Source organism: Bradyrhizobium sp. cir1, from assembly GCF_014198245.1.
Lineage (GTDB): Bacteria > Pseudomonadota > Alphaproteobacteria > Rhizobiales > Xanthobacteraceae > Bradyrhizobium.
The window spans coordinates 138,002-161,607 of the sequence record NZ_JACIHE010000004.1 but is presented as its reverse complement, the minus strand read 5'-3'; the positions used below and the strand labels follow the sequence as shown (position 1 = coordinate 161,607).

The following is a 23,606-nucleotide window of genomic DNA, read 5'->3' as shown; positions in this document are numbered from 1 at the left end:
ATCACACCCCGAGATAAGCTTCCTTGACCGTGTCGCTCGCCAGCATCTCGGCCGAGGTGCCGGAGGCCCGGATCGTGCCGGCCTCGATCAGGTAGGCGCGGTCGACCACCTTCAGCACCTGCTGCACGTTCTGCTCGACGATCAGCACCGTCAGCCCGCTGGCGCGGATCCGCTTCACCAGCTCGAACACCTGCTGCACCACCACCGGCGCGAGCCCCGCCGACGGCTCGTCGAGCAACAGCAGCTTTGGATTGGACATCATCGCGCGGCCGATCGCGCACATCTGCTGCTCGCCGCCGGACATGGTGCCGGCCATCTGGTGGCGGCGCTCCTTCAGGCGCGGGAACAGGTCGAACACCACATCCAGCCGCTCGGCATAGTGCCGGCGTGCCTCCTTCGTGAAGGCGCCCATCTTGAGATTGTCGTCGACCGTGAGCTGCGGAAACAGCCGGCGGTTCTCCGGCACATGCGCGATGCCGAGGCTGACGATCTTGTGCGGCGGCGTCGCGACGACATCGACGCCTTCCATCTTGATCGATCCGCGCGAGGGACGGATCAGGCCGGAGATGACGCGCATCAGGGTGGTCTTGCCGGCGCCGTTGGGGCCGATGACGCCGACGGCTTCGCCGCCCCTGACGTCGAGATTGACGTCGAACAGCGCCTGGAAGGTGCCGTAGCCGGCATTGACGCCGCGGAGCTCCAGCATCGGCTAACCTCCCGCGCGGCGGCGCGCTTCGGCGGCCGCGGCCTGCGTGGTCTCAGCATCGGTGCCGAGATAGACCTCGATGACGCGCGGATCGCCGGCGACCGCGCTCGGCAGGCCTTCCGAGATCTTCTCGCCATGATCGAGCACCATGACGCGGTCGACGACGCGCATCAGGACGCCCATGATGTGCTCGACCCAGATGATGGTGATGCCGAGCTCATCGCGGATGTTGCGCAGCATGTCCGCGGCCTGGTCCATCTCGGCCTCGTCGAGACCGCCGAGGCTCTCGTCGGCGAGCAGCAGCTTTGGCGCGGTGGCGAGCGCCTTGGCGAGTTCGAGCTTCTTCAGCCCTGCTGCGCCGAGGCCGTCGACACTGGCATCGCGATCGATCGGCAGGCCGACCATCGCGAGCGCGCGCTCGGCCGCCTCCTCGGCCCTGGCGCGGCTGTGGCGGCCCTGGCCGTAGAAGCCGGCGAGCGCGACGTTCTCGAAAATGCTCAGGCGGCGGAACGGCCGGGGAATCTGGAAGGTCCGCCCGATTCCGCGATTGATGATCCGGTGCGGCGCGAGGCCCGCGATCTCGTGACCGGCAAACAGGATCGAGCCGGAGGTCGGGGCCAGCGTGCCGGAGAGCATGTTGAAGATCGTGCTCTTGCCCGAGCCGTTGGGACCGATCAGGCCGAGGATCTCGCCCTGGTCGACCCTGAACGACACGTTGTTCACGGCGGTGAAGCCGCCAAACCGCTTCACCAGCCCGCTGACTTCCAACACCGGAGCACTCCGCTACTGGTTGCTGTAGGTGGTGCCCTTGGGCAGCGGCAGCACGGCCTCGCGCTGCGCCTGACTCTTGGGCCACACCACATAGGACTTGTCGTCGACGTATTGGATCACGACGGGGAACGAGCGCTCGTTCTGGCCGGCCATTGGCGAGCCCTCGCCGTGGAATTTGACGCCGAAGCCGAGCATGGTGCCGCCTTCGGGTATGTCGGTGTCCAGTGCTGCCTTGCGCAGGGAGTCGGGATCTACGCCGCCATATTTCTTGATTGCTCGCGGCAGCACGTCGGTCAGGAACAAGTAGGTGTTGGACGCAGCCATGCCGACATGGGCGGAACGGATGGCAACGCCCGGCTTGCGCTTGTCGAACTCCTCGCCAACCGCCTTGATGACCGGCGGCAGCTTCGGATCCATGGTCTTCTGGTTGGCGAGCCAGATCGAGATCGGATCGGTGTTGAAGACGTAGTTTGCATCGGAGCCCAGGCCTTCCTTCAGCTTCTCATAGACCCCGTAGCCGGCGCCATGTCCTACCAGTGCGCCGAACTTCAGCCCCTGTTCGCGAGCTTGCCGGAGCAACAGGGTGATGTCGGGATTGTAGCCGGTGTGGAAGATCACATCCGGCTTGGCCCGCTTCAGCTTGGTGACCAGCGCGGACAAATCCGGGGCCGTCGCCGAATAGCCCTCTCTGAGCACGATGTTGAAACCGGCCTTCTTGGCACCGGCCTCATTGCCTTTGGCAACGTCGACGCCGTAGGCGCCGTCCTCGTGGATGATGGCGACCCGCAGGTCCTTCGGCTCCTTGCCGAGCTTCTCCTTGGCATTCTGCGCGATGAAATCCATCGTCATCATGCCGAACTGGTCGCCGCTCGCCTGCGGGCGAAACACGTATTTGTAGTTCTTGTTCTCCAGCACCGCGGAAGAAATGCAGGTCGTGACCCACATGAACTTCTTCAGCTGCTCGGCGCGTGCTGCCACCGGCACGCACTGCGCCGATGAAAAGAAGCCGAGCAGCATGTCGACCTTTTCCTGCTCGATCAAACGGATCGCTTCGTTGATGGCGACATCCGGCTTGCTCTGAGCATCGGCATAGATCGCCTCGATCTTGTAGCCTTCGACGCCTTTCGCGCTGTACTGATCCAGCATGATCCTTGCGCCGGTATATTGCAGCTCCGAACCGCCGCCGGCGAGCGGGCCCGTCAGATCATAGATGACCCCGATCTTGAGCTTCTTCTCTTGAGCCTTGTCTTGAGCCTCGGCCGCAGCCGTCAAGCCCGTCGCTGATATCGCGACCAACAGCCCACGTACCAAGCGGGCAGCCATGCGCAGGCGCATCTAAACCTCCCTGGACGATTGTGCATTGCATTCTTGTTGCTTTTGCTTTTTTGCCCATCACATGGGCTGCGCGCGGCGATGTCAAGCCTCGCGCTCAGCGCGAGGCGAACTGCTGCTCGACAAAGGCCGTGACAAATCGCGGCATGGCCGGCGTGAGATCGCTCATCCCGCGCACAAGATGGATGGCCGACAGTTCCGGCTCGGTCTCGCGAGCAAGATTGGCCTCGATCCGGGCGCGGGCCACATCGCCCGGCACATCCAGATTGATGACCTGCAGCATCGCAATCGAGGGGCCGGTGACGACGCAATGCCAGCCCGGCTCGGCCCGGTAGTCGGCCGCGGTCAGGCCGGTCTCCTCGCCGAGTTCGCGGACGACACTGCCGGGAATGTCGAGCGTGCCGTCCCTGACATCGTCGAGGTCAGGCGTGCCCGAGGGGAAGTAGACGCGGCCCGCATTGGCGGTGTGGGGTGCCATCTCGCCCATGATGAAGGCGCCGTCGGACGCGCGCAACGCGCCCATGCCAAAGCCGTTGAACACGGCCTTGTCGGGAAAGCCCCAGTCGCGCCAGGCGAGGAAGCTTGCGAAATCGGTCTCGAAATAGGTCGCGGCAAGATGGCCGTCGCTGAACACGGCATCGCGCCCGAGCAGGACGCGGCCGTTCCAGATCTTCGGCCGCTCACGCTGCTTCTCGGCGAAATGCGCCGCGATCTCGGCGCGCCGTTCCTCCGCGAACGGCCAGACGATCGGCCGCACGGCAAGATCAAGCGTTGTGACGCGATGAATGACCGGTGACGTCATGACGCCTGGTACCACGCCTTCGCGTCAGCTATTTGGCACTCCCCGTGGTCTTCTTGGCCTGGTCGACGAATTTGTTGGTGAAGGTCTTGCTGACGTCGATCTTGGCGTTCGCCACCTCGGGCGAACCAACGCTGAACACCGCAAGCACGGCGTCGGCGCCTTTCGGGTCCATCTTGCCGGTCTCCGAGAACATGGGAATCGTGTTCTTCAGCGCCGCGAGATAGAGGTCCTTGTTCTTGCCGACGGTCTCTTCCGGCATCTTCGCCATGATCTCCTCGGGCGAATGCGAATGGATCCAGGCGAGCGTGGCGAGGATTGCGTTGGTCAGCGCCTGAGTCTCCTTCTCGTGGCCGTTGACCCAGGCCGCCGTCGAGTACAGCGCACCACCAGGATATTCGCCGCCAAACGTCTCGAGCGTATCCTTCTGGGTGCGGGTGTCGCTGAGGATGCGCAGATCCTTGTGGCTGCCCTGGAGCACTGTGACGGAGGGGTCGAGCATCACGGCCGCGTCGATCTGCCCCTGCTCCATCGCGGCCACGGCGGTGGCGCCGAGGCCGACGCCGATCACGGCGGCGCTGGTGGGGTCGAGCCCGTGCTTCTTCAGCATGTATTTCAGGAAGAAGTCGGTGGAGGAGCCGGGCGCACTGACGCCGACCTTCTTGCCGGCGAGGTCCTTGACCGACTTGATGTCATTGGTCCGCGAGGGCGCGACCACCAGCACGAGGCCGGGATAGCGGTCATAGACCACGAAGGACAGGAGCTCCTGCTTCTTGGCGGCGAGGTTGACGCAATGGTCGAAATAGCCGGAGACGACGTCGGCGCTGCCGCCGAGCACGGCCTTGAGCGCGTCCGAGCCGCCCTTGAGGTCGACCAGCTCGACATTGAGGCCGGCCTTCTCGTACTCGCCGAGCTGCTTGGCCAGCACCGTCGGCAAATAGCACAGGCAGGAGCCGCCGCCGACCGCGACGGTGACCTTGCTTTGGGCTGCGGCAAGCGAGGTGGTGAGCGTCAACGCGAACAGCGCGCCGGCGAGCCTGGCAATCGTTTTCTTCATTGGTTTCCTCCGTTCGGCCGGCGGCACCATAGAGCAGCGGGACTGGCTTGAGAAGCACTGCCTGAGTGGGCTGGCCATCGGCCTTTCGGCGCAATAGCATGGCTGAACAAGAACAATTCCTGATGGGGAGAATCATCCATGAATCGCCTTGTTGCCGGGCTGTCGATCGCCGCCGCCTTTGCCGCCGGATGCGGCGCGAACCAGCTGCTCCGGCCGGCGCTGGCCGCCGAGAACATCACCGCGCAGATCATCCACACCGGCGAGATGGAGGGCGATGCGCTCGGCCCCGCCAACAATGTCGGCTACCGGTCCAAGATGTTCATGGGCGCCGACGGCGCCACCGTCTCGATCCAGGTCGGCAATGTGCCCAAGCACATGCATCCCAACACCAACGAGATCCAGTACATCCTGGACGGGACCGGGACGATCTGGCTCGGCGACAAGGAGGTCGCGGTGAAGCCGGGCGACCTCGTCATCATCCCCAAGGGCACGGCGCATGGCGGCACCAAGCCGACCAGCGGCCAGGTCAAGGCGATCGCGATCAAGACGCCGCCGCAGGCGCCCGACGACACCAAGCTGCTGGATTGATCGTTCGTACCAATGGGGCTCGCGCAGAGGCGCGGGTCCCATTGGCCCTAGCCGCGCCCATCCGATGCGGTCGGCCGCCACACCAGGAGGCGCCGCTCGACCAGCGTCACGCCGTAGTCGATCAGGATGACGAAGGCCGACAGCACGAACATGCCGGCGAACACGCCTGCGACATCGAACACGCCCTCGGCCTGCTGGATCAGATAGCCGAGCCCTGCGGCCGATCCCAGATATTCGCCGACGACCGCGCCGACCACGGCAAAGCCGACGGAGGTGTGCAGCGAGGAGAACATCCACGACAGCGCCGACGGCCAGTAGACGTGCTGCATCAACTGCCGCTCGCTCATGCCGAGCATGCGGCCGTTGTCGAGCACGGTGCGGCTGACTTCCTTGACGCCCTGATAGACGTTGAAGAAGACAATGAAGAACACCAAGGTCACGCCGAGCGCAACCTTGGACCAGATGCCAAGCCCGAGCCACAGCGCGAAGATCGGCGCCAGCACGACGCGCGGCAGTGCGTTGACCATCTTGACGTAGGGGTCGAACACCGCGGCGACCAGCGGCTGGCGCGCGAACCAGAAGCCGATCAGCACACCACCGGCCGATCCGATCACGAAGGCGAGGATCGATTCCGCCAGCGTGATGCCGAGATGCTTCCAGATCACGCCGGAAGCGAACCATTTCACGATCTGGCTGAACACATCGAACGGATTGGAGAAGAAGAACGGCGGCAGCAGGATCTTGCCGAACACGGGAACGGTCGACAGCACCTGCCACAGCACGATGCAGATGACCGCGACCAGGACCTGCAGCGCAAACAGCGTCGGGCGCGACATCAGACCGCCTCCGCCGCGTGGGTGGACTGCGCGTAACCCTTCATCACCTCGTCCTTCAGCACGCTCCAGATCTCGCGATGGAGCGCATGGAACTCCTTGTCGAGGCGCACCTCGAAAATGTCGCGCGGGCGCGGCAAGCTGACGCGCCAATCGCCGATGATGCGCGAGGACGGCCCCGCGGACATGATCACCACGCGGTCGGCGAGCGCGATCGCCTCTTCCAGATCATGGGTGACGAACAGCACCGCCTTGCGGTCGGCGTTCCACAAGTCGAGCAGGAGATTGCCCATGACCTGGCGCGTCTGCGCGTCGAGCGGCCCGAACGGCTCGTCCATCAGCAGGATTTTTGGGTCGCGGATCAGCACCTGCGCGAGCGCCACGCGCTTGCGTTGACCGCCGGAGAGCATGTGCGGATAGCGATTGGCGAAGGCGCCGAGGCCCACGGAGGTCAACCATTTCCGGGCCTGCGGCAGCGCATCAGTGCGCGGCGTGCCCTTGATCTCGAGCCCGATCGCGACATTGTCGAGGGCGGTCTTCCAGGGGAACAGCGCGTCGGCCTGGAACAGGTAGCCGGCATCCCGGTTCAGCCCGGCGAGCGGCTGGTCGAATATCCTGACGCTGCCGGCGGCGGGCTTGAGCAGGCCGGCCGCGACGTTGAGCAGCGTCGATTTCCCGCAACCGGTCGGGCCGACGATGGCGACGAATTCGCCCTGCGCGACCGCAAGATGCGCCTTCTCCACCGCCGTATAAACCCGGCCGTCCCCTAGCCGGAACGCAACCTTGGCATCTTCCAGCGCCACTGCCGTTGGCGTTGTCATATGTTTCCTCCGAACTCAGGCCGATGCCTTAGCCTCTCGCGCGGCCAAGTTCAATCAAGCCGCCAAGCGTGCTACGCATGGGGACTTGCCGTGCTCTTACCCTCCCCTGGAGGGGGAGGGTCGGCTCACATGAGCGCAGCGAAATGTGAGACGGGGTGGGGTGACAGTCTCTCCACAGAGGCGGTGCCCGCGTGGACAGATCACCTCACCCCGCTCGCGCTGCGCGCGATCGACCCTCCCCCTCCAGGGGAGGGTAAGAGAAAAGCGAGCCGACCCGCGATGCCTTCCAAGCTGGCGATCAGCTACCAAAAGGTCACCAAGAGCTTCGGCTCCCTCAGGGCTGTGGACGATGTGTCGCTCGATATCGCCGAGGGCGAGTTTGTGGCCATCGTGGGCGGGTCCGGCTCGGGCAAGACCACGCTGCTGCGGCTCGCCAACCGGCTGATCGAGGCCGATGGCGGCGCGATCATGGTTGAGGGCGAGGACGTGCGGAACGCCGATCCGGTCGCGCTGCGGCGGCGGATCGGCTACGTCTTCCAGAGCGGCGGGCTGTTTCCGCATCTGAGTGTCGCCGACAATATCGGGATCACGCCGAAGCTGCTGGGCGAGCCGGCAGCGGCCATCGCTGGGCGCGTCGATGAGCTGCTGGAGCTCGTGCAGCTCGACCGCGCATCGCATCGCGACCGCCTGCCCGAGGCTCTCTCCGGCGGCCAGCGCCAGCGCGTCGGCGTGGCGCGGGCGCTTGCCGCAAAACCCCATATCGTGCTGATGGACGAGCCGTTCGGCGCGCTCGATCCCCTCACCCGCGATGCGCTCGGCGAAGACTATCGCGCGCTGCACCGCAGCCTCGGCCTGACCACCGTGATGATCACGCATGACATGACCGAGGCGATCCTGCTCGCCGACCGCATCGCGGTGATGCGCGGCGGAAAGATGCTGGCGCAGGGCACGCCCGCAGAGCTCTCGAGCAGCGGCGACGCTTACGTGCTCGAGCTGCTGCGCACGCCGCGGCGCCAGGTGGAGCGGCTGAATGCACTGCTGCCGCAGAGCGGTGCGGCATGAGCCTCCTCTCCGATCCGCGCTGGGGCGAGGCGCTGTCGCATCTGGCAGACTATCTCGGCAACCATGTGCGGGTGAGCCTTGCCGCGCTCGCGCTTGGCCTCGCCGTCAGCCTGCCGCTGGCGATCCTGACGCGCAACCGTCCGGCGCCGCGCGGCATCCTGCTCGCACTCGCCAGCATCGTGCAGACTGTCCCGGGGCTGGCGCTGCTCGCGCTGTTCTATCCGCTGCTGCTCGCGGCGGCCGCGGTCACCCTCGCCTGGTTCGGCGTTTCCTTTTCGGCGTTCGGCTTCCTGCCGGCGATGCTGGCGCTGGCGCTCTATTCGATGCTGCCGGTGCTGCGCAACGGCATCACCGGCCTCAACGGCATCGATCCCGCGCTGATCGAAGCTGCCAAGGGAGTCGGCATGACCGCGCGGCAGTCGCTTGTCATGGTCGAGCTGCCGCTGGCGCTGCCGGTGATGATGGCGGGCATCCGCACCGCCGCGGTGTGGGTGATCGGCACCGCGACACTGTCGACGCCGATCGGGCAGACCAGCCTCGGCAACTACATCTTCGCCGGGCTCCAGACCCAGAACTGGGTGTTCGTGCTGTTCGGCTGCCTCGCCTCGGCCCTGCTCGCGCTCGCGGTCGACCAGCTGCTCGGCCTGATCGAAGGCGGCCTGCGCCGCCGCAGCCGCTTGCGCGCCGGGCTCGGCGCCGCGGGAATCGCGGCACTGGTCGTCGCAACGCTGGTGCCGACGATGGGCCGCTCGTCGCAGGGCTACGTCGTCGGCGCCAAAACCTTCGCCGAGCAATATGTGCTGTCGGCCTTGATGAGGGACCGCCTCCAGGCGGCGGGCCTCTCGGCCACGGCGCGCTCCGGCCTCGGCTCCAGCGTGATCTTCGAGGCACTGAAGGCGGGCGACATCGATCTCTATGTCGACTATTCCGGCACGCTCTGGGCCAACCAGCTGCATCGCACCGACATCAAGCCGCGCGCCGAGCTGGTGGCGGAATTGAAGACGGCGCTCGCGAAGGAGAACATCACCCTGCTCGGCGAGCTCGGCTTCGAGAATGCCTATGCGCTGGTGATGCCGAGGAAGCGCGCCGAGGCGCTCGGCATCCGCACCATCGCCGACCTCAGCGCACACGCCTCGACGCTGTCGATCGCCGGCGACTACGAATTCTTCTCGCGCCCCGAATGGGCGGCGCTGCAAAAGGCCTATGGGCTCCAGTTCCGCGCCCAGCGCCAGATGCAGCCGGACTTCATGTATGCGGCGGTCGCCAGCGGCGAGGTCGACGTCATCGCCGGCTACACCAGCGACGGCCTGATCGCCAAATACGACCTCGTCACGCTCGACGATCCCAAACACGCCATCCCACCCTATGACGCCATCCTGCTGCTGGCGCCGAAACGCGCCGGCGACGTGCGGCTCAGGACGGCGCTGCAACCGCTGCTCGGCAAGATCGACATCGCCACCATGCGCGACGCGAACTTGCGCGCCAGCGGCAATGACGCGAATTCGTCGCCGGATGCGGTGGCGAGGTGGCTGTGGGGGAAGATTAAGCAGTAGGTCCGCTGCACACACCGTCATCCTGAGGTGCGGGGCATGCGCTGCGAAGCAGTGCGCGCGTAGCCTCGAAGGATGAGCGGCCACGATGTAGCCGGGCCGTACATCCTTCGAGGCCTCCGCTACGCTCCGGCACCTCCAGCGACAATGGCTTTGCCATTGCGCGGGGATAACGGTGACAAAGAACTACAGCCCCCGGATTATCCCCGCATTGATCAGCAGCCGGTTCAGCCGGCGCGCTTCGGCGCCGTCCTTGCAACCGTAGAAGAGGCCCTTGCAGCGGAGCATGATCGCCTTCTGCTCGGCGAAGGACGGGTCGAGCGGGATGCCGGCGGCTTCCTGGATCACCAGCGGCAAATAGGGGCCGTCGATCGTGTCCATCACGGCATCGCTCTTGACCGGCTCGAAATTGACGGCGTCGATGGCGTAATAGGTCGCGTAGAGGCGCGGATCGTAAGCGTCGAGCTTCTTGCCGATCGCGCCCTCGTCGAGCCCGGGCTCGAGCAGGTTCGGCGCAAATTCGGGCTGGTGATCGCCATAGCGCACGATCAGGAAAGGCTCGCCGGGAAAGGTCTTCTTCAAGCCGGCAATAAACGCCTTGTACTGCTCGGCGCTCATCGCCTGCCGGCGCAGATATTCATCGATGGAAGCCACATTGCCCGGCGCGCGCCAGTTCGGCAGCAGGTCGGGGCGGAAGCGGGTCTCCCAGGGAAAATGATTGGCACCGAGATAGATGAAGGTGAACAGCGGCTTGTTCGGCGGCTGCTGGCCCATCAGCTGGAGCGCCTTGTCGTAGAAGAAGCTGTCGGGCTCGACGTCCTTGGCGCCGAGGTCTTTCGAATCGAGGAAGCGCTCGATGCCGGTCGTCATCTGGAAGCTGCGGGCGCCCATGAAGCCGCCATAGGCGGGATAGAGCGACAGCGTGTCGTAGCCGCAGCGGCGCAGCGCCAGCGGCAGACCGCGCTCGACCCGGTTCGAGGCAATGCGCGTCACGAAATAGGCGAAGCGACCGAACGAGCGCGAGGATAGCCCTGCGAGCACGTTGTATTCGGTGAACCAGCTCGGCCCGCCATTGCTCTCGGCGAGGAACGTGCGCTGCTTGCCGTCCCACGATTTGAAATGATCGCCATAGCGCGGCGGCACCTTGATGCCCTGTGCGGCGCGGATGTCGAAGCTGGATTCATCATGGATCATGATGATGTTCGGCCGGCGGCCGGCAGGGTGGCAGGCATCGACCAGGGGCATGCTGAGCCGCTCGTTGGTCGAGGCGGCCGATTCCATGAAGCCGTACTGCGCGAAGTCGGAGACGGCGCTGACGCCCGAGCGGAAGAATTTTGAGAGATAGCCGTCGTCGTAATAGCCGCGCCAGGCTTCATCAGGATGATAGAGCGAATAGCCGACCAGGGCGGCGAGACAGGCGAGCTTGCAGGCGAGTGCCGGCAGGCGGCGGATGCGGAACGGATCGAGCCACCACAGCGCGTACATCAGCGGCAGCGTGACGAGGCCGGCCAGGATCACCGACCAGCGCAAATTCGGGAAGATCGTGAACAGGAACGCGACAGTGTCGCGGTCGATCATCATCAGGTCGATGAAGTTCACCGTCATCTGCACGACGTCATGCTTGAGCCGCGACAGCAGCACCAGCACGACCACCATGGTCAGCGACAGCGCGCCCGACAGCGCCGGCCGGCGCAGCAGCGTGATCCAGAAGAAGTTGAGGATGCCCCAGGCCAGCGCGAAGGACAGGCGCGAGCCGAAATCGGTCTCGGTCTCGTACATCAGCGCAAGCGCAGCCAGATGCGGCGCCGCGACCGCGAGCAGCCGCCAGATGCCGAGCGCGGCGACGCTCGCCAGCACGGCGGTGGCGGCAGAAGGACCTGGATTGGGCGCGGACGCCATTGACGACACGCAACTCTGGTCCGGCGCGGGAATACCAAGCCGTCTGGCCGGTCCTCAAGACGGCTGGGGCGTCCGGCGCAGCCGGAAGCCTGCACCGTGTCATAAAACTGTAACGGAACAGTCAAGGACAGGCAACGCGCGCCGCAACCCGACGTTCGCTTAATGTTGGCTCGTGGCTAATCGGGCCTGGCGATCCCGGAGATGAAGAGATCGATCACCCCTTCCGCCATCCGCTCGATCTCCCCCTCCTCGACGCCCCAGCGCGGAAAATGACCGTCGAGATTCATCCGGGCGAAACCGTAGACCAGGGCGCGACCGGCGATCTGGATGCGCTTGAGGTCGGCCGACCGCAGCAGGCCCTGCGCAGCCGCGTCGGCCAGCATCTGCTCCGTCAGCGCAATCAGCTCGGCATTGTCACGCGTCAACTCCGGCGAGCTGCCATGGGCGAAGTAGCGCCCCGTCGAGATGATCTCGAAATGCGCGGGGTTGCGCATGGCCCAGCGCAAATAGGCAATACCAAAGGCGCGGAAGCGGCCGAGCGGGTCGGCAGCCGGAGCCTCGCCCAGCGCCGCCTCGATCTCGGTTCGGAAGCGCCGCTGCGCCTCCTCGGCCGCGGCCGCCATCAGCGCATCGCGGTTGGGGAAGTGCCGGAACGGCGCCCCCGGTGACACCGCCGCCCGGCGCGCAGCCTCGCGTACCGAAACTTCGACGCCTTCCGCGGCGAGCTGCAATGCAGCGTCGATCAACACGCGGCGGAGGTCGCCGTGGTGGTACGGCCGGGCTTCAGGCGTTTGGCGGCGGGCGCGCGGCTTGGAGGTCGGACGGGCGGACATGGCGCCTTCTAGCATCACTCCATCGTGAATGTAAGCAACGATTACACCATTGACGGATGCGCGATCCCCAAATGTAATCGATGCTTACATGAGGAAGGAGAGCGCCCTGTCGCAACGTCAAGGCTGGCTGGAAGGCTGGCGGCTGCTGGCCGCGCTCGTCGTGAGCCTGATCGCCCTGAGCCTGGGAATCGCCGCGATGCGGCACTTCGAGGTCGAGGGCGTGCGGATGGTGATCCGCTTCACGGCGCGAAGCTCGCTCACGCTGTTCTGCCTCGCCTTCAGTGCCGCGGCACTGGCGCGGCTGTGGCCGAATGCCTGGACGCGCTGGCAGCGCCGCAATCGCCGCTATCTGGGCCTCAGCTTCGCCGCCTCGCACGCGATCCACGCGGCTGCCATCGTCGCCTTCGCCAGGATGGATCCGGCCGGCTTTGCGGAGGCCACCTCGGCGGCCTCCTACATCTTCGGCGGCATTGGCTATGCATTCATCGTGGCCATGAGCGCGACCTCGTTCGACCGCACCGCCGCGCTGCTCGGGCCGCGCGCATTTCGCGCGCTGCACCTTGTGGGCGGCTATTACCTCTGGCTCCAGTTCATGGTGTCGTTCGGCAAGCGCGTGCCGGCGATGCCGCTCTATGCCGCCTTCCTCCTTCCGCTGCTCGTCGTGATGGCGCTGCGGCTGATCGCGATGGCCGCCCATCCACGTGGGCGGACGGCCGAGGCGAGCTGAACGACGGTCACCCCTGCGGCAGCAACCCGAGCCGCTTGGCGATGATGCGGTCCAGCGTCCGCTTCGGCAGCACGGCGCCGATCAGATGGCGCAGCGGATCGGGCGTGATCTGGTAGCGCACCTTGAGGCTCGCCGCCGTCAGCGCTTCGAACACGATTTCGGCGACGCGCTCGGCCGGCAGGCCCTTGGCGCCGAGCTCCATCATGAAGGCCATGACCTTGTTCAGCGCCGGCAGATAGGGCGAGTTCTTGTAGACCGAGAGATCGATCTCTTCGGCCTTGCTCCAGATCGGCGTCTTGACCGCGCCGGGGGCGACGATGATGACGTCGATGCCGAACAGCATCAGCTCACGACGCAGGCTTTCCGACAAGCCCTCGACGGCGTGCTTGGAGGTGCAGTAAGGCGCCGACAACGGATTGCCGTTCTTGCCCGCAACCGAGCTGATCATCACGATCCGGCCCTTCGGCCCCTTCAACGAGGGATCGCCGCCGAGCAGCGGCCCGAACGCCTGTGTCGCGATCACAGGACCGATGACGTTGATATCCATCTGGCGGCGGAAATCATCCGCCGACAATTCGAGCACGGGACCGGCGACTGCGATGCCGGCATTGTTGACGAGGCCGGCCAGCGTCTCTCCGCCCAGCGCCTCGCGGACTTTTCGCGCAGCAGCGAGGACTGCGGCTTCGTCGGTGACGTCGAACAGGAGCGGCGTAAAGTTCGCACCGAACTCCTCCTGAAGCCGGTCGGCATCGGCCTGCTTGCGGATGCTGCCGAAGACACGATAGCCGCGCCCGACCAGGAATTTTGCAATGGCCCAGCCGATGCCAGTGGACGCGCCTGTAACGACGACGGATCGCATGGTCGTTTCCCCCTTTGAGTTCCCGCGATCATGGGGAGGAAGCCGCTGGTGCGCAATGCCAACCAAGGCTCAAGCAGAATGCCGCAGGTGCCAGCTCTTAAGATGAAGCGGCGTGCGAAGGCCGCGACACGAGATGGATTGCGTCTTGAAAATGCGGATGAAGAGCCGAATCCTTGACTCTGGAGACGCTGGGCTTTTGGCGATTGGCCGTTTCTGAAAAAGTTCTGAAAAACGACGCGAGCTCAAGAATGTGGTTTAAGCGTCAGTTCTTCGTGCTCAGAGGGCACATCAGCTCGCGAAGAATTTGAATGAAGCAGCAATGCTTGGCGCGAGATGAAAAGAGCGAGACCGCTGTCTGCGATCTCGCTCGACTATAGTCGCGAAGGCTTAAGATTTGGTTTGGCGAGCGAAGCTTGTGCTTTCGCTCTCGTGTCCGACGCGGCGTAAGCGATACGCCGCGTCCCGACGACGACTTAGTTCTTCGACTTGTCGACCAGTGCGCCCTTCTTGATCCAGGGCATCATGTCACGAAGCTTCGCGCCGACTTCCTCGATCGGGTGCGCAGCGAGCTTGGCGCGGGTCGCCTTGAACGAGGTCTGGTTGACCTTGTTCTCGAGCATCCAGTCGCGGGCGAACTTGCCGCCCTGGATGTCGGCCAGAACCTTGCGCATCTCCTTCTTGGTCTCGTCCGTGATGATGCGCGGACCGGTGACGTATTCGCCGTACTCGGCGGTGTTGGAGATCGAGTAGTTCATGTTGGCGATGCCGCCTTCATAGATCAGGTCGACGATCAGCTTCACTTCGTGCAGGCACTCGAAATAGGCCATCTCGGGCGCGTAACCGGCTTCGACCAGCGTCTCGTAACCGCCCTTGATCAGCTCGACCAGGCCGCCGCAGAGCACCACCTGCTCGCCGAACAGGTCCGTCTCGCACTCTTCCTTGAAGGTGGTCTCGATGATGCCGGCGCGGCCGCCGCCGATCGCGGAGGCGTAGGACAGGCCGAGGTCATGGGCGTTGCCGGAGACGTCCTTGGCGATCGCGATCAGGCAGGGCACGCCGCCGCCGCGCTGATACTCCGAGCGCACGGTGTGGCCGGGGCCCTTCGGCGCGATCATCAGCACGTCGAGATCGGCGCGCGGATCGAGCAGGTTGAAGTGGACGTTGAGGCCGTGCGCGAACACGAGGGCGGCGCCCTTCTTCATGTTGTCGTGCAGGTGCTCCCGATAGATGTCGCCCTGGAGCTCGTCCGGGGTCAGCATCATGACGAGGTCGGCCCATTTGGCGGCTTCCGCAACTTCCAGCACCTTGAAGCCGGCAGCTTCCGCCTTCTTGGCCGAGGCCGAGCCCTTGCGCAGCGCAATGGCGACTTCCTTGACGCCGGAATCCTTCAGGTTGAGCGCATGGGCGTGGCCCTGGCTGCCGTAGCCGACGATGGCGACCTTCTTGCCCTTGATCAGGTTCAGGTCGGCGTCGCGATCATAATAAACACGCATAGTCGTTTCCTCGTTCAGGGCCGAAAATCGGCCGATGGTCAGTGTCCGAAGGGTGAAATTTGCGGATTTCGGGGGCTGTCTAGAGCATTTTCAGCCCTGAGGGAAACCCGTTTCTGCATGGAAATCCGCGACATCATGCATCCATGAAAACGGGGTAGAGGGAGGCCAGCAGCAGGATCGCCATCAGGATATTGAAGGCGCGGACCAGCCGCTCGGAGGTCAGGATCGGCCGCAATGCGCTGCCGAACAGCGCCCAGACCACGGTCGAGACCGTGCCGACGAGCAGGCTGATCAGGGTCTGGATCACGATGTTGATGGGAAACTGGGCAATCGCGGCGTAGGCGGTGATGGTGCCGATCACGATCACCCAGCCCTTGGCGTTGATCCACTGGAACATGGCCGCGCCCCAGAAGGTCATCGGACCGCGACCATCTTCCTCGCCCGGCCTGGTCGGACCGGACATGGCGATCACGGCGGCAAGATAGATCAGGTAGACCGCACCGGCATACTTCAGAAGCGTCTGGAGGATCGGATAGGCCAGGAAGACGGTGCCGAGCCCGACGCCGACGGTGGCGACCATGAAGGCAAAGCCGATGACGATGCCGACGATGTGCGGGATGGTGCGTCGGAAGCCATAGGTCAGGCCCGAGGACAGCAGCATGATGTTGTTCGGCCCGGGCGTGAAGTACATCACCACCATGAAGGCGAGGAAGGCATAGAACAGCGAATAGGCCATGTGCACCTCACGCGGTCTTCGGCAGGACTTGCGGGCGCTTCGCCAGCACCATCACGACGATGCCGCCGATCACGGTCAGCATGCCGGCGAGGCGCAGCGGGCCGAACCGTTCGCCGAACACGATGCTGGAGGCGGCAGAGCCGACGAACGGCACCAGCAGCGCGAATGGCACCACCTGGGCCGCGGGATAGTCGCGCAAGAGGCGGCCCCACAGCCAATAGGCGATGCTGGTGGAAAGGCCGCCGAGCATCAGCATGCAGAGCGCCGATGCGAGCGACATGTGCGTCAGCGACGTCCAGGTCGACGCCGGCCCGTTGGCGATGAGCGCCAGCGTGAACAGCGGCACGGCCGCAGCGAGGCACAGCCAGGCAAACAGATCGAACATCGGCACGCCGCGGGCCCCGCGCAGCAGCAGATTGCCGACGGCAAAGCTGATCGGCGAGATCATCAGCACCGCAAACGCGGCAACGCTGAAATCATAGCCGACGGTGCCGCAGATCATCAGCAGGCCGATCGCAGCAACGACGATGCCCAGCGTCTGCATCGACGTCGGCCGCTCGCCGAATGCGAGCGCGGCAAAGCCGATCGTGAACAGCGCCTGGCTCTGCACGACGACGCTGGTCAGGCCCACCGGCACGCCGTGGGCGATGCCGTAGGCCTGCGACAGGAACTGGCCAAGGAACAGCGTGAAGCTGATCGCGATCAGCAGCGACCAGGCGACCTTTGGCTTGGGAATGAACAGGCACGGCGCCGCGGCGATCGTAAAACGCAACGCCGTCATCAGCTCCGGTGAAAGCTCGTCGAGCGCAATCCGGCTCGCCACAAAGGCAAGCCCCCAGATGATCGCCACCATGACGGCGATGAGGATGTCGGCCGGCTTCATTGTTGTTTCCGGTTCTGCGTTGTCGTGCAGCCCTGTTTGTTGTTCTTGTCTAGCCTTGCTCGCCGGCTTTCGGTTTCCGCAGCAGATACGTGCCGTGCATCGGCGCGTGGTAGTCGGCCGAGACCAGCGTGAAGCCGACGTCGGTCAGCATCCGCTCCATCACCCAGCCGAAGGTCGAATATTCGTCGCGCATATGCGTCACCACGCCCTCGCGCGAGAAATCGTGGTTCTTGATCTGGAAGTCGGCCCATTGCTCGACGTCGCGCTCGATCACGTCGGGCATCGAGGCGTAGACGATGTCGCGCAAGTAAAAGCTCGCCCCCGGCTTCAGCGCGCGATAGATCCGCGACATCGCCACCGCCTTCCAGAAATCCGGCAGATGGTGCAGCGTGAATTCGCTGACGATGAGGTCATAGGATTCCGGCCGATAGGCGAAGCTGAGCAGGCCGGCGGACTGGGTGCGCACGGGCGCCTTGCGGTCGCGTGCGTAGATCTCGGCGAGCGCCAGCATCGCCGGCGAGATGTCGATGGCGTCGACCTCGGCGCCCATCAGCGCCGCTTCGGTGGCAAGTACGCCGTTGCCGCAGCCGATGTCGGCGATGCGCCAGCCGCGCTGGGCACCGAGCATCTTCAGCGCGGCGCGCGCCCGCAGATCGGCATCGTCATGGCTGTCGTAGATCGACGCCACCGCGGGCTCGATCCCCATCCGGTTCCGCTCGTTGTAGTACCAGTCGCGCGCCAGCATGGTTCACATCCCTTCAGGCCCGCGACCGATCGCGGCAACACCCGTGCGCGAAACCTCGACAAGGCCGAGCGGGCGCATCAGATCGATATATTGATTGATCTTGTCCGTATTGCCTGTGATCTCGAACACAAAGCTCTCGGTGGTGGCGTCGATCACGCGGGCGCGGAACGCGTCCGCCAGCCTGAGCGCCTCGACCCGATGCTCGCCCTGCCCGCGCACCTTCACCATCGCGAGCTCGCGCTCGATCGAGCGCTTGGTCTGGGTCATGTCGACGACCTGGTAAACCGGGATCATGCGGTCGAGCTGGTTCTTGATCTGCGCGATCACCATCGGCGTGCCCGTGGTGACGATGGTGATGCGCGACAGATGTTTCTGGGCCTCGGTCTCCGAGACCGTGAGGCTCTCGATGTTGTAGCCGCGACCCGAGAACAGGCCGATGACGCGCGCGAGCACGCCCGGCTCGTTCTGCACGAGCACCGCAAGCGTGTGGGTCTCGTTGGGATCGTGGCGGTCCTCGATGAAGTAGGCGGATGCGGGCTGGTTCATTGTCGTCCCCTCTATTCTTTCTCGTCATGCCCCGCCTAGTGCGCAATTGCGCACGGGGGCGGGGCATCCAGTAATCACCGGCGTCGTGAGTCTCACATCTGCCGCGGCGTACTGGATCGTCCGGTCCCGTCTACGCCAAGGCTTCGACGGGACCTGCAGTGTCAGGCTCGCCGAAGCTTTAGCGGAGGCGGCAAGCCGGACGATGACAGCGGTGCAGTTGGCGGGCGCTCGCGCAATCATGCGACCACCCATTGCTTGAACAGATCGAAATCGATATTGCCGCCGGACAGCACAAGACCGACGCGCTTGCCGGGCAGCTTTGTCTTTTCCTGAAGCGCCGCGGCGAGCGCGGCTGCGCCCGCGCCTTCGGCGAGATTGTGCGTATCGGTCCAGTAGGCGCGGATCGCGGCCGCGACCTCGTCGTCGGTGACCTCCACGATGCGCGAGGCGCCCTTGCGGATCAGCGCGAACGCATCCGCGTCCGGAATGCGCGTCGCCATGCCGTCGGCGCGCGTGTTGCTGGTCTCGGTCGTCACGATCCTGCCGGCCGCGAACGACAGCGCATAGGACGGCGCTTCCGTCGACTGCACGCCGACGATCTCGGTCTTCAGGCCGAGCAGGTCGCGCGCCATGATGCAGCCGCAGATGCCGGAGCCCTGCCCGATCGGCACGTAGAGGGTATCGAGATCGGGCGCGGACCTGAACAACTCCAGCGCATAGGTGGCGACGCCGAGCACGAGGTCCGGATGGAACGACGGCACCATGTGCAGGCCGGTAAACTGGGCGCGCCGCCGGGCCTCTTCGGCTGCCGCCTGAAAGTCCTCGCCATGCTCGACCAGCTCGGCACCAAAGGCCTTCATGGCACGGTTCTTCTCGACCGAGTTGCCGCGCGGCACATAGATCACCGCCGGCACGCCGTGGCGCCCCGCGGCAAAGGCCAGGCTCTGACCGTGGTTGCCGCGCGTCGCCGAGATGATGCCTGATGTGTTCGGCCGCTCACGCTTCAGCCGTTCGAGGTAGACAAGGCCGCCCCGCACCTTGAAGGCGCCGATCGGCGTGTGGTTCTCGTGCTTGACCACGACCTCGGTGCCGAGCCGAGCGGCGAGCAGCGGCCAGGCATGCGCCGGCGTTGCCGGCACCGCCTGCCCCACGATCGCATGTGCGCGCTCGAGCTCCTTCAGGTCGAACATGGCCTTACACCAGCGCCTTGCCGCCGGCGAACGCCTTGGCCGTCGCCTCGTCGTTGGCCTGCTCCGGCAGCAGCATCTCGTTATGCGCCTTGCCGGAGGGGATCATCGGGAAGCAGTTTTCGAGCGCGGCGACGCGGCAGTCGAACAGCACCGGGCGCTTGACCGAGATCATCTCCTGGATCGCGCCATCGAGATCGCCCGGCTTGTGCACCTGGAGGCCGACGGCGCCGTAGGCTTCCGCCAGCTTGACGAAATCCGGAAGCGCCTCGGAATAGGAATGCGACAACCGGTTGCCGTGCAGCAGCTGCTGCCACTGGCGCACCATGCCCATGTACTGGTTGTTGAGGATGAAGATCTTGATCGGCAGCTCGTACTGAACCGCCGTCGACATCTCCTGCATCGTCATCTGCACCGAAGCATCGCCCGCGATGTCGATCACGAGGCTGTCCGGGTGCGCCACCTGCACGCCGACCGCGGCCGGCAGGCCGTAGCCCATGGTGCCGAGTCCGCCCGAGGTCATCCAGCGATGCGGCTCCTCGAAGCCGTAGAACTGCGCCGCCCACATCTGATGCTGGCCGACCTCGGTAGTGATGTAGGTATCTTTGCCGCGCGTCGCCTCGAACAGGCTCTGAATCGCGTGCTGCGGCAGGATCACGTCGTTGCTCTTCTTGTAGTAGAGCGAGTTGCGGGCACGCCACTGCGCGATCTGCTGCCACCACGACTTGACGTCCGGCTTCTTCGCCTCCGCCTTGAACACCTGAAGGATGTCGCCGAGGATGTTACCGCAGTCGCCGATGATCGGCACGTCGACACGAATGTTCTTGTTGATCGAGGACGGATCGATGTCGATGTGGATCTTCTTCGAGCCGGGCGAGAACGCATCGACGCGGCCGGTGATGCGGTCATCGAAGCGCGCGCCGACGCACAGCATGACGTCGCAATCATGCATCGTCATGTTGGCCTCGTAGGTGCCGTGCATGCCGAGCATGCCGAGCCAGTTCTTGCCCGAGGCCGGATAGGCGCCGAGGCCCATCAGCGTCGAGGTGATCGGGAAACCGGTGACCTCGACCAGCTCGCGCAGCAGCTTGGTCGCCTCGGGGCCGGAATTGATCACGCCGCCGCCGCTGTAGATCACGGGACGCTTGGCGTTCGCGAGCAGCGCGACCGCTTTACGGATCTGCGTCGCATCGCCCTTCACGCGCGGCGCGTAGGACCGGTGCACGTCGGACTTGCGCGGCGGATGATAGGTGCCGGTCGCGAACTGCACGTCCTTGGGCACGTCGACCAGCACCGGGCCCGGACGGCCCGAGGTCGCGACATAGAAGGCCTCGTGCAGCACCTTGGCGAGGTCGTTGACGTCGCGCACCAGCCAGTTGTGCTTGGTGCAGGGCCGCGTGATGCCGACCGTGTCGCATTCCTGGAAGGCGTCGTTGCCGATCAGATGCGTCGGCACCTGGCCGGAGATGCAGACCAGCGGGATCGAGTCCATCAGCGCGTCGGTCAACGGCGTCACCATGTTGGTGGCACCGGGTCCGGAGGTCACCAGCGCAACGCCGGGCTTGCCGGTCGAACGCGCATAGCCCTCGGCGGCGTGGCCCGCGCCCTGCTCGTGGCGGACCAGGATGTGCTGGACCTCGCTCTGCTGGAAGATCTCGTCGTAGATCGGAAGCACCGCGCCGCCGGGATAGCCGAAAATGTCGGTCACGCCGTGATCGATCAGCGCGCGGACGATCATCGCGGCGCCGGTCATCTGGTTCGGATCGTGGCTCTTGTCACTCATTGGCTTGCTCCGGATGCGCTGTTGTCAGCGGCTTCGTTCTGGGTTCGGGAAATAAAAAAGGCCCCGAAGAGGGCCCATGCACACCGCCTGTCTTGTGGATGGCAGCTAGCCATCCCCGGCGGTGTGCCTGGGTACGACGGCGATAAGGAGTTTGGTAATAATGTTACGCATGGCAGGCGCCCGGCTTCCCAAAGGTTGCGCGAAACATAGCGGCCAAAGCCCGGATGTCAAGGCAATGCGGCCGTTCCCGCGCGATTTTGGCAGTGTAGCGGTGTTCCCGGGGTTCGGCGAGAGGTAAAATTCGGGAACCCGGCACAAATGCACGTCAGTCCCGGTCTCGGGCGGCCCTCATGATGGCCGCAAGCCATCCCCTCGCCTCCTCCAGCTTCACCCACTCGAATTCGGGCAATTGGTGCCGGAACCAGGTGAACTGGCGCTTGGCGTAGTGGCGGGTGTCGGCGCGGCCGATCGTGGCGGCCTCCTCCAGGCTGAGCTCCCCGCGCAGATGCCGGATCAGGGCCGGCACGCCGTGGGCCTTCATCGCCGGCAGCAGCGGATCAAGACCGCGAGCTGCGAGCCGCTCGACCTCCCTTAGGGCGCCGGCACCCAGCATGGCATCGAAGCGGGCGTCGATGCGGGCATAGAGGTCGTCGCGCTCGGGGGCGAGGAATACCGCGCGAAAACTGTCCCTGGGCAACAGCGGCGGCTGGCCCTCCTGATGCCAATCGAGCAGCGAACGACCGGTCGCCTCGACCACTTCGAGCGCGCGCGCGATGCGGGTGCGGTCGCGCAGGTTCAATCGCCCGGCCGCGCGCGGATCGCGGGCAGCGAGTTCCGCATGCAGCGCCTCGACGCCGTTTCGCTCCAGCCGCGCCCGCACGTCCTCGCGCAGCTCGGCGGGGATTGGCGGCACCACGGAAAGACCCGCGGTCAGCGCCTTGAAATAGAGCCCGGTGCCGCCAATGAAGATCGGCAGCCGGCCTTCGGCCCGCGCCTCCTCGAGCGCCTTCGCCGCGTCGGCAACCCAGGCCCCGGCGGAGAAATTCACGGCCGCATCGACATGGCCGTAGAGACGGTGCGGCGCTCGCGCCTCATCGCCATGTGTGGGGCGCGCCGTGATGATGCGGAGGTCGCGATAGACCTGCATGGAATCGGCATTGATGACCGTGCCGCCGGCGCTGAGCGCAAGCTCGAGCGCCAGCGCCGACTTGCCGCTGGCGGTCGGGCCTGCGATAAGCACCGCCTTGCCAATAGGCCTTCCGCTGACCTGCCTCTCGCTCACGAAAACCTCAAATGTCCCTCGTCGCCACGCTGATCTGCAACCCTGACAATCCCGCCCTCGACTCCACCATCGTCGACGGCGCCCGTGCCGTGCTGCCCAACGCAGCGCCCGCGCACTGGCTGTTCGACGGGGTTGCGGTCGACATCCCCTTCGGTGCCGACAGTAACCTCGAAGGCGACCGTCACGCCATCGAGCAGCGGCTCCGCGAGCTTCGCGGCGACCTGCCCATCGATATCGTCGTGCAGCCTGCCGGCTTCCGGCGCAAGAAGCTTTTTCTCGCCGACATGGATTCCACCATGATCGGCCAGGAATGCATCGACGAGCTTGCCGACCTGGTCGGGATGAAGGCCCATGTCGCAGGCATCACCGAACGCGCGATGCGCGGCGAGATCGAGTTCGAGCCGGCGCTGCGCGAGCGCGTCGCGCTGCTGAAGGGCCTTCCCGCCAGTGTCGTCGACGAGGTGCTGGACAAGCGCATCACGCTGACGCCGGGCGGCCGTGAGCTGGTCGCGACCATGCGCGCGCACGGCGCCTACACCTGCCTCGTCTCCGGCGGTTTCACGCTGTTCACGCGCGCAGTCGCCGCCAAGATCGGCTTCCAGGAGAACCGCGCCAATGAATTGGTCGTGCGCGACGCCAAGTTCACCGGCGAGGTCAAGGAGCCGATTTTGGGCCGCGCCGCGAAGCTGGCGACGCTGGTGGATCTGATGGAATCGTTCGATCTCGACGACGTCGACTCGGTCGTGGTCGGCGATGGCGCCAATGACCTCGCGATGATCCAGGCGGCGGGGCTGGGCGTGGCCTATCACGCCAAGCCGGCTGTGGCAGCCGCGGCAGCAGCGCGGATCGACCACGGCGATCTCACCGCGCTGCTCTATGCGCAGGGGTACAAGCGCGAGGAGTTCGTGGAGGGGTAATCTCTCGCCACGGGCTCAGCAGCGGTAGGACGGGCAAAGCGAAGCGTGCCCACCATCTTTCTCCCATCGCGGCAAGAGTGGTGGGCACGGCGCAAGCGCGCTTTGCCTACCCTACGAGACCAACACAATCGTCGTTCCGGGATGGTGCAAAGCACCAGACATCTTGGTGCGCAATTGCGCACCGGGGAACCTCGAGA

23 protein-coding genes are annotated in these 23,606 nt (G+C 65.3%); 5 read left to right on the top strand and 18 right to left on the bottom strand.

All coding sequences use genetic code 11. From position 1 onward, the window contains the following. Nucleotide 1: 1 nt before the first annotated feature. The 5 genes from GGD63_RS11575 to GGD63_RS11555 all read right to left on the bottom strand — a co-directional run bounded on the left by GGD63_RS11575 (nucleotide 2) and on the right by GGD63_RS11555 (nucleotide 4,665). On the bottom strand, nucleotides 2–706 hold the full coding sequence (locus GGD63_RS11575; RefSeq protein ID WP_183241916.1) for an ABC transporter ATP-binding protein: 705 nt from the start codon (nucleotides 704–706) through the stop codon (nucleotides 2–4). Nucleotides 707–709: 3 nt separating this feature from the next. Next, nucleotides 710–1,477 carry an ABC transporter ATP-binding protein gene (locus GGD63_RS11570; protein WP_183241914.1) on the bottom strand — a complete coding sequence of 256 codons (768 nt, stop codon included), beginning with the start codon at nucleotides 1,475–1,477 and terminating at the stop codon, nucleotides 710–712. 12 nt (nucleotides 1,478–1,489) lie between these two features. Then, complete coding sequence (locus GGD63_RS11565; RefSeq protein WP_183241912.1) at nucleotides 1,490–2,812, bottom strand: ABC transporter substrate-binding protein; 1,323 nt, start codon at nucleotides 2,810–2,812, stop codon at nucleotides 1,490–1,492. A gap of 94 nt (nucleotides 2,813–2,906) precedes the next feature. After that, nucleotides 2,907–3,611, bottom strand: a complete 705-nt coding sequence (locus tag GGD63_RS11560; RefSeq protein WP_183241910.1) for an NUDIX hydrolase — start codon at nucleotides 3,609–3,611, stop codon at nucleotides 2,907–2,909. A gap of 28 nt (nucleotides 3,612–3,639) precedes the next feature. After that, nucleotides 3,640–4,665 (bottom strand): ABC transporter substrate-binding protein, encoded by a 1,026-nt coding sequence (locus GGD63_RS11555; RefSeq protein ID WP_183241908.1) that lies wholly within the window; start codon nucleotides 4,663–4,665, stop codon nucleotides 3,640–3,642. 138 nt (nucleotides 4,666–4,803) lie between these two features. On the opposite strand from GGD63_RS11555, the gene GGD63_RS11550 reads away from it, so the two are divergent. Next, nucleotides 4,804–5,253, top strand: coding sequence for a cupin domain-containing protein (locus tag GGD63_RS11550; protein WP_183241906.1), 450 nt, complete (start codon nucleotides 4,804–4,806; stop codon nucleotides 5,251–5,253). 47 nt (nucleotides 5,254–5,300) lie between these two features. Here the strand turns inward: GGD63_RS11550 and GGD63_RS11545 are convergent, their stop codons facing one another. Next, nucleotides 5,301–6,089 (bottom strand): ABC transporter permease, encoded by a 789-nt coding sequence (locus tag GGD63_RS11545; RefSeq protein ID WP_183241904.1) that lies wholly within the window; start codon nucleotides 6,087–6,089, stop codon nucleotides 5,301–5,303. Further along, the gene (locus GGD63_RS11540; RefSeq protein WP_183241902.1) at nucleotides 6,089–6,907 is read right to left on the bottom strand and encodes an ABC transporter ATP-binding protein; all 819 of its coding nucleotides are present in this window, start codon (nucleotides 6,905–6,907) and stop codon (nucleotides 6,089–6,091) included. Before GGD63_RS11540 ends, GGD63_RS11545 begins: the two co-directional genes overlap by 1 nt. Before the next feature lie 279 nt (nucleotides 6,908–7,186). Between GGD63_RS11540 and GGD63_RS11535 the strand changes: the two genes are divergently transcribed. Both GGD63_RS11535 and GGD63_RS11530 read left to right on the top strand, forming a co-directional pair. Then, entirely contained in the window at nucleotides 7,187–7,969 is a 783-nt protein-coding gene (locus GGD63_RS11535; RefSeq protein WP_183241900.1) for an ATP-binding cassette domain-containing protein, read from the top strand. Next, complete coding sequence (locus GGD63_RS11530) at nucleotides 7,966–9,522, top strand: glycine betaine ABC transporter substrate-binding protein (RefSeq protein ID WP_183241897.1); 1,557 nt, start codon at nucleotides 7,966–7,968, stop codon at nucleotides 9,520–9,522. The genes GGD63_RS11535 and GGD63_RS11530 overlap by 4 nt, the downstream gene beginning before the upstream one ends. Before the next feature lie 183 nt (nucleotides 9,523–9,705). On the opposite strand, the gene GGD63_RS11525 is transcribed toward GGD63_RS11530, so the two are convergent. Together GGD63_RS11525 and GGD63_RS11520 are read right to left on the bottom strand one after the other, a co-directional pair. Continuing rightward, nucleotides 9,706–11,418 carry a sulfatase-like hydrolase/transferase gene (locus tag GGD63_RS11525; RefSeq protein ID WP_183241895.1) on the bottom strand — a complete coding sequence of 571 codons (1,713 nt, stop codon included), beginning with the start codon at nucleotides 11,416–11,418 and terminating at the stop codon, nucleotides 9,706–9,708. 176 nt (nucleotides 11,419–11,594) lie between these two features. Next, nucleotides 11,595–12,251 carry a TetR/AcrR family transcriptional regulator gene (locus tag GGD63_RS11520; protein ID WP_246785451.1) on the bottom strand — a complete coding sequence of 219 codons (657 nt, stop codon included), beginning with the start codon at nucleotides 12,249–12,251 and terminating at the stop codon, nucleotides 11,595–11,597. 88 nt (nucleotides 12,252–12,339) lie between these two features. Here GGD63_RS11520 and GGD63_RS11515 point away from each other — a divergent pair, with 88 nt between their 5' ends. Further along, on the top strand, nucleotides 12,340–12,978 hold the full coding sequence (locus tag GGD63_RS11515; RefSeq protein ID WP_246785450.1) for a hypothetical protein: 639 nt from the start codon (nucleotides 12,340–12,342) through the stop codon (nucleotides 12,976–12,978). A gap of 7 nt (nucleotides 12,979–12,985) precedes the next feature. Here GGD63_RS11515 and GGD63_RS11510 read toward each other — a convergent pair whose 3' ends face one another. The 9 genes from GGD63_RS11510 to miaA all read right to left on the bottom strand — a co-directional run bounded on the left by GGD63_RS11510 (nucleotide 12,986) and on the right by miaA (nucleotide 22,492). After that, nucleotides 12,986–13,837, bottom strand: coding sequence for an SDR family oxidoreductase (locus tag GGD63_RS11510; RefSeq protein WP_183241892.1), 852 nt, complete (start codon nucleotides 13,835–13,837; stop codon nucleotides 12,986–12,988). Between the two features lie 473 nt (nucleotides 13,838–14,310). Then, nucleotides 14,311–15,330 (bottom strand): ketol-acid reductoisomerase, encoded by a 1,020-nt coding sequence (gene ilvC, locus GGD63_RS11505; RefSeq protein ID WP_027577255.1) that lies wholly within the window; start codon nucleotides 15,328–15,330, stop codon nucleotides 14,311–14,313. Nucleotides 15,331–15,463: 133 nt separating this feature from the next. Next, the gene (locus GGD63_RS11500; protein ID WP_183241890.1) at nucleotides 15,464–16,066 is read right to left on the bottom strand and encodes a LysE family translocator; all 603 of its coding nucleotides are present in this window, start codon (nucleotides 16,064–16,066) and stop codon (nucleotides 15,464–15,466) included. A 7-nt stretch (nucleotides 16,067–16,073) separates the two neighbouring features. Next, nucleotides 16,074–16,949, bottom strand: coding sequence for an EamA family transporter (locus GGD63_RS11495; RefSeq protein WP_183241888.1), 876 nt, complete (start codon nucleotides 16,947–16,949; stop codon nucleotides 16,074–16,076). 49 nt (nucleotides 16,950–16,998) lie between these two features. Continuing rightward, nucleotides 16,999–17,694 (bottom strand): class I SAM-dependent methyltransferase, encoded by a 696-nt coding sequence (locus GGD63_RS11490; protein ID WP_183241886.1) that lies wholly within the window; start codon nucleotides 17,692–17,694, stop codon nucleotides 16,999–17,001. Nucleotides 17,695–17,697: 3 nt separating this feature from the next. After that, a complete protein-coding gene (gene ilvN, locus GGD63_RS11485) occupies nucleotides 17,698–18,240 on the bottom strand; it encodes an acetolactate synthase small subunit (protein WP_018640841.1) in 543 nt (180 codons plus the stop codon). Nucleotides 18,241–18,476: 236 nt separating this feature from the next. Next, nucleotides 18,477–19,430 (bottom strand): threonine dehydratase, encoded by a 954-nt coding sequence (locus GGD63_RS11480; RefSeq protein WP_183241884.1) that lies wholly within the window; start codon nucleotides 19,428–19,430, stop codon nucleotides 18,477–18,479. Nucleotides 19,431–19,434: 4 nt separating this feature from the next. Next, nucleotides 19,435–21,210 carry an acetolactate synthase 3 large subunit gene (locus GGD63_RS11475; RefSeq protein WP_183241882.1) on the bottom strand — a complete coding sequence of 592 codons (1,776 nt, stop codon included), beginning with the start codon at nucleotides 21,208–21,210 and terminating at the stop codon, nucleotides 19,435–19,437. Nucleotides 21,211–21,535: 325 nt separating this feature from the next. Beyond that, nucleotides 21,536–22,492 carry a tRNA (adenosine(37)-N6)-dimethylallyltransferase MiaA gene (miaA, locus tag GGD63_RS11470; protein ID WP_183241880.1) on the bottom strand — a complete coding sequence of 319 codons (957 nt, stop codon included), beginning with the start codon at nucleotides 22,490–22,492 and terminating at the stop codon, nucleotides 21,536–21,538. An 11-nt stretch (nucleotides 22,493–22,503) separates the two neighbouring features. Between miaA and serB the strand changes: the two genes are divergently transcribed. Then, nucleotides 22,504–23,409: a phosphoserine phosphatase SerB gene (gene serB / locus GGD63_RS11465; RefSeq protein WP_183241878.1), complete on the top strand. Its 906-nt coding sequence runs from the start codon at nucleotides 22,504–22,506 to the stop codon at nucleotides 23,407–23,409. Nucleotides 23,410–23,606 lie beyond the last annotated feature (197 nt).

Bases quoted from the DNA above. Each gene is read 5' to 3' on its own strand.
- GGD63_RS11575 (WP_183241916.1), bottom strand. From the start codon at position 706: ATGCTGGAGCTCCGCGGCGTCAATGCCGGCTACGGCACCTTCCAGGCG.
- GGD63_RS11565 (WP_183241912.1), bottom strand. From the start codon at position 2,812: ATGCGCCTGCGCATGGCTGCCCGCTTGGTACGTGGGCTGTTGGTCGCG.
- GGD63_RS11560 (WP_183241910.1), bottom strand. From the start codon at position 3,611: ATGACGTCACCGGTCATTCATCGCGTCACAACGCTTGATCTTGCCGTG.
- GGD63_RS11555 (WP_183241908.1), bottom strand. From the start codon at position 4,665: ATGAAGAAAACGATTGCCAGGCTCGCCGGCGCGCTGTTCGCGTTGACG.
- GGD63_RS11550 (WP_183241906.1), top strand. From the start codon at position 4,804: ATGAATCGCCTTGTTGCCGGGCTGTCGATCGCCGCCGCCTTTGCCGCC.
- GGD63_RS11545 (WP_183241904.1), bottom strand. From the start codon at position 6,089: ATGTCGCGCCCGACGCTGTTTGCGCTGCAGGTCCTGGTCGCGGTCATC.
- GGD63_RS11540 (WP_183241902.1), bottom strand. From the start codon at position 6,907: ATGACAACGCCAACGGCAGTGGCGCTGGAAGATGCCAAGGTTGCGTTC.
- GGD63_RS11535 (WP_183241900.1), top strand. From the start codon at position 7,187: ATGCCTTCCAAGCTGGCGATCAGCTACCAAAAGGTCACCAAGAGCTTC.
- GGD63_RS11530 (WP_183241897.1), top strand. From the start codon at position 7,966: ATGAGCCTCCTCTCCGATCCGCGCTGGGGCGAGGCGCTGTCGCATCTG.
- GGD63_RS11525 (WP_183241895.1), bottom strand. From the start codon at position 11,418: ATGGCGTCCGCGCCCAATCCAGGTCCTTCTGCCGCCACCGCCGTGCTG.
- GGD63_RS11520 (WP_246785451.1), bottom strand. From the start codon at position 12,251: ATGTCCGCCCGTCCGACCTCCAAGCCGCGCGCCCGCCGCCAAACGCCT.
- GGD63_RS11515 (WP_246785450.1), top strand. From the start codon at position 12,340: ATGAGGAAGGAGAGCGCCCTGTCGCAACGTCAAGGCTGGCTGGAAGGC.
- GGD63_RS11510 (WP_183241892.1), bottom strand. From the start codon at position 13,837: ATGCGATCCGTCGTCGTTACAGGCGCGTCCACTGGCATCGGCTGGGCC.
- ilvC (WP_027577255.1), bottom strand. From the start codon at position 15,330: ATGCGTGTTTATTATGATCGCGACGCCGACCTGAACCTGATCAAGGGC.
- GGD63_RS11500 (WP_183241890.1), bottom strand. From the start codon at position 16,066: ATGGCCTATTCGCTGTTCTATGCCTTCCTCGCCTTCATGGTGGTGATG.
- GGD63_RS11495 (WP_183241888.1), bottom strand. From the start codon at position 16,949: ATGAAGCCGGCCGACATCCTCATCGCCGTCATGGTGGCGATCATCTGG.
- GGD63_RS11490 (WP_183241886.1), bottom strand. From the start codon at position 17,694: ATGCTGGCGCGCGACTGGTACTACAACGAGCGGAACCGGATGGGGATC.
- ilvN (WP_018640841.1), bottom strand. From the start codon at position 18,240: ATGAACCAGCCCGCATCCGCCTACTTCATCGAGGACCGCCACGATCCC.
- GGD63_RS11480 (WP_183241884.1), bottom strand. From the start codon at position 19,430: ATGTTCGACCTGAAGGAGCTCGAGCGCGCACATGCGATCGTGGGGCAG.
- GGD63_RS11475 (WP_183241882.1), bottom strand. From the start codon at position 21,210: ATGAGTGACAAGAGCCACGATCCGAACCAGATGACCGGCGCCGCGATG.
- serB (WP_183241878.1), top strand. From the start codon at position 22,504: ATGTCCCTCGTCGCCACGCTGATCTGCAACCCTGACAATCCCGCCCTC.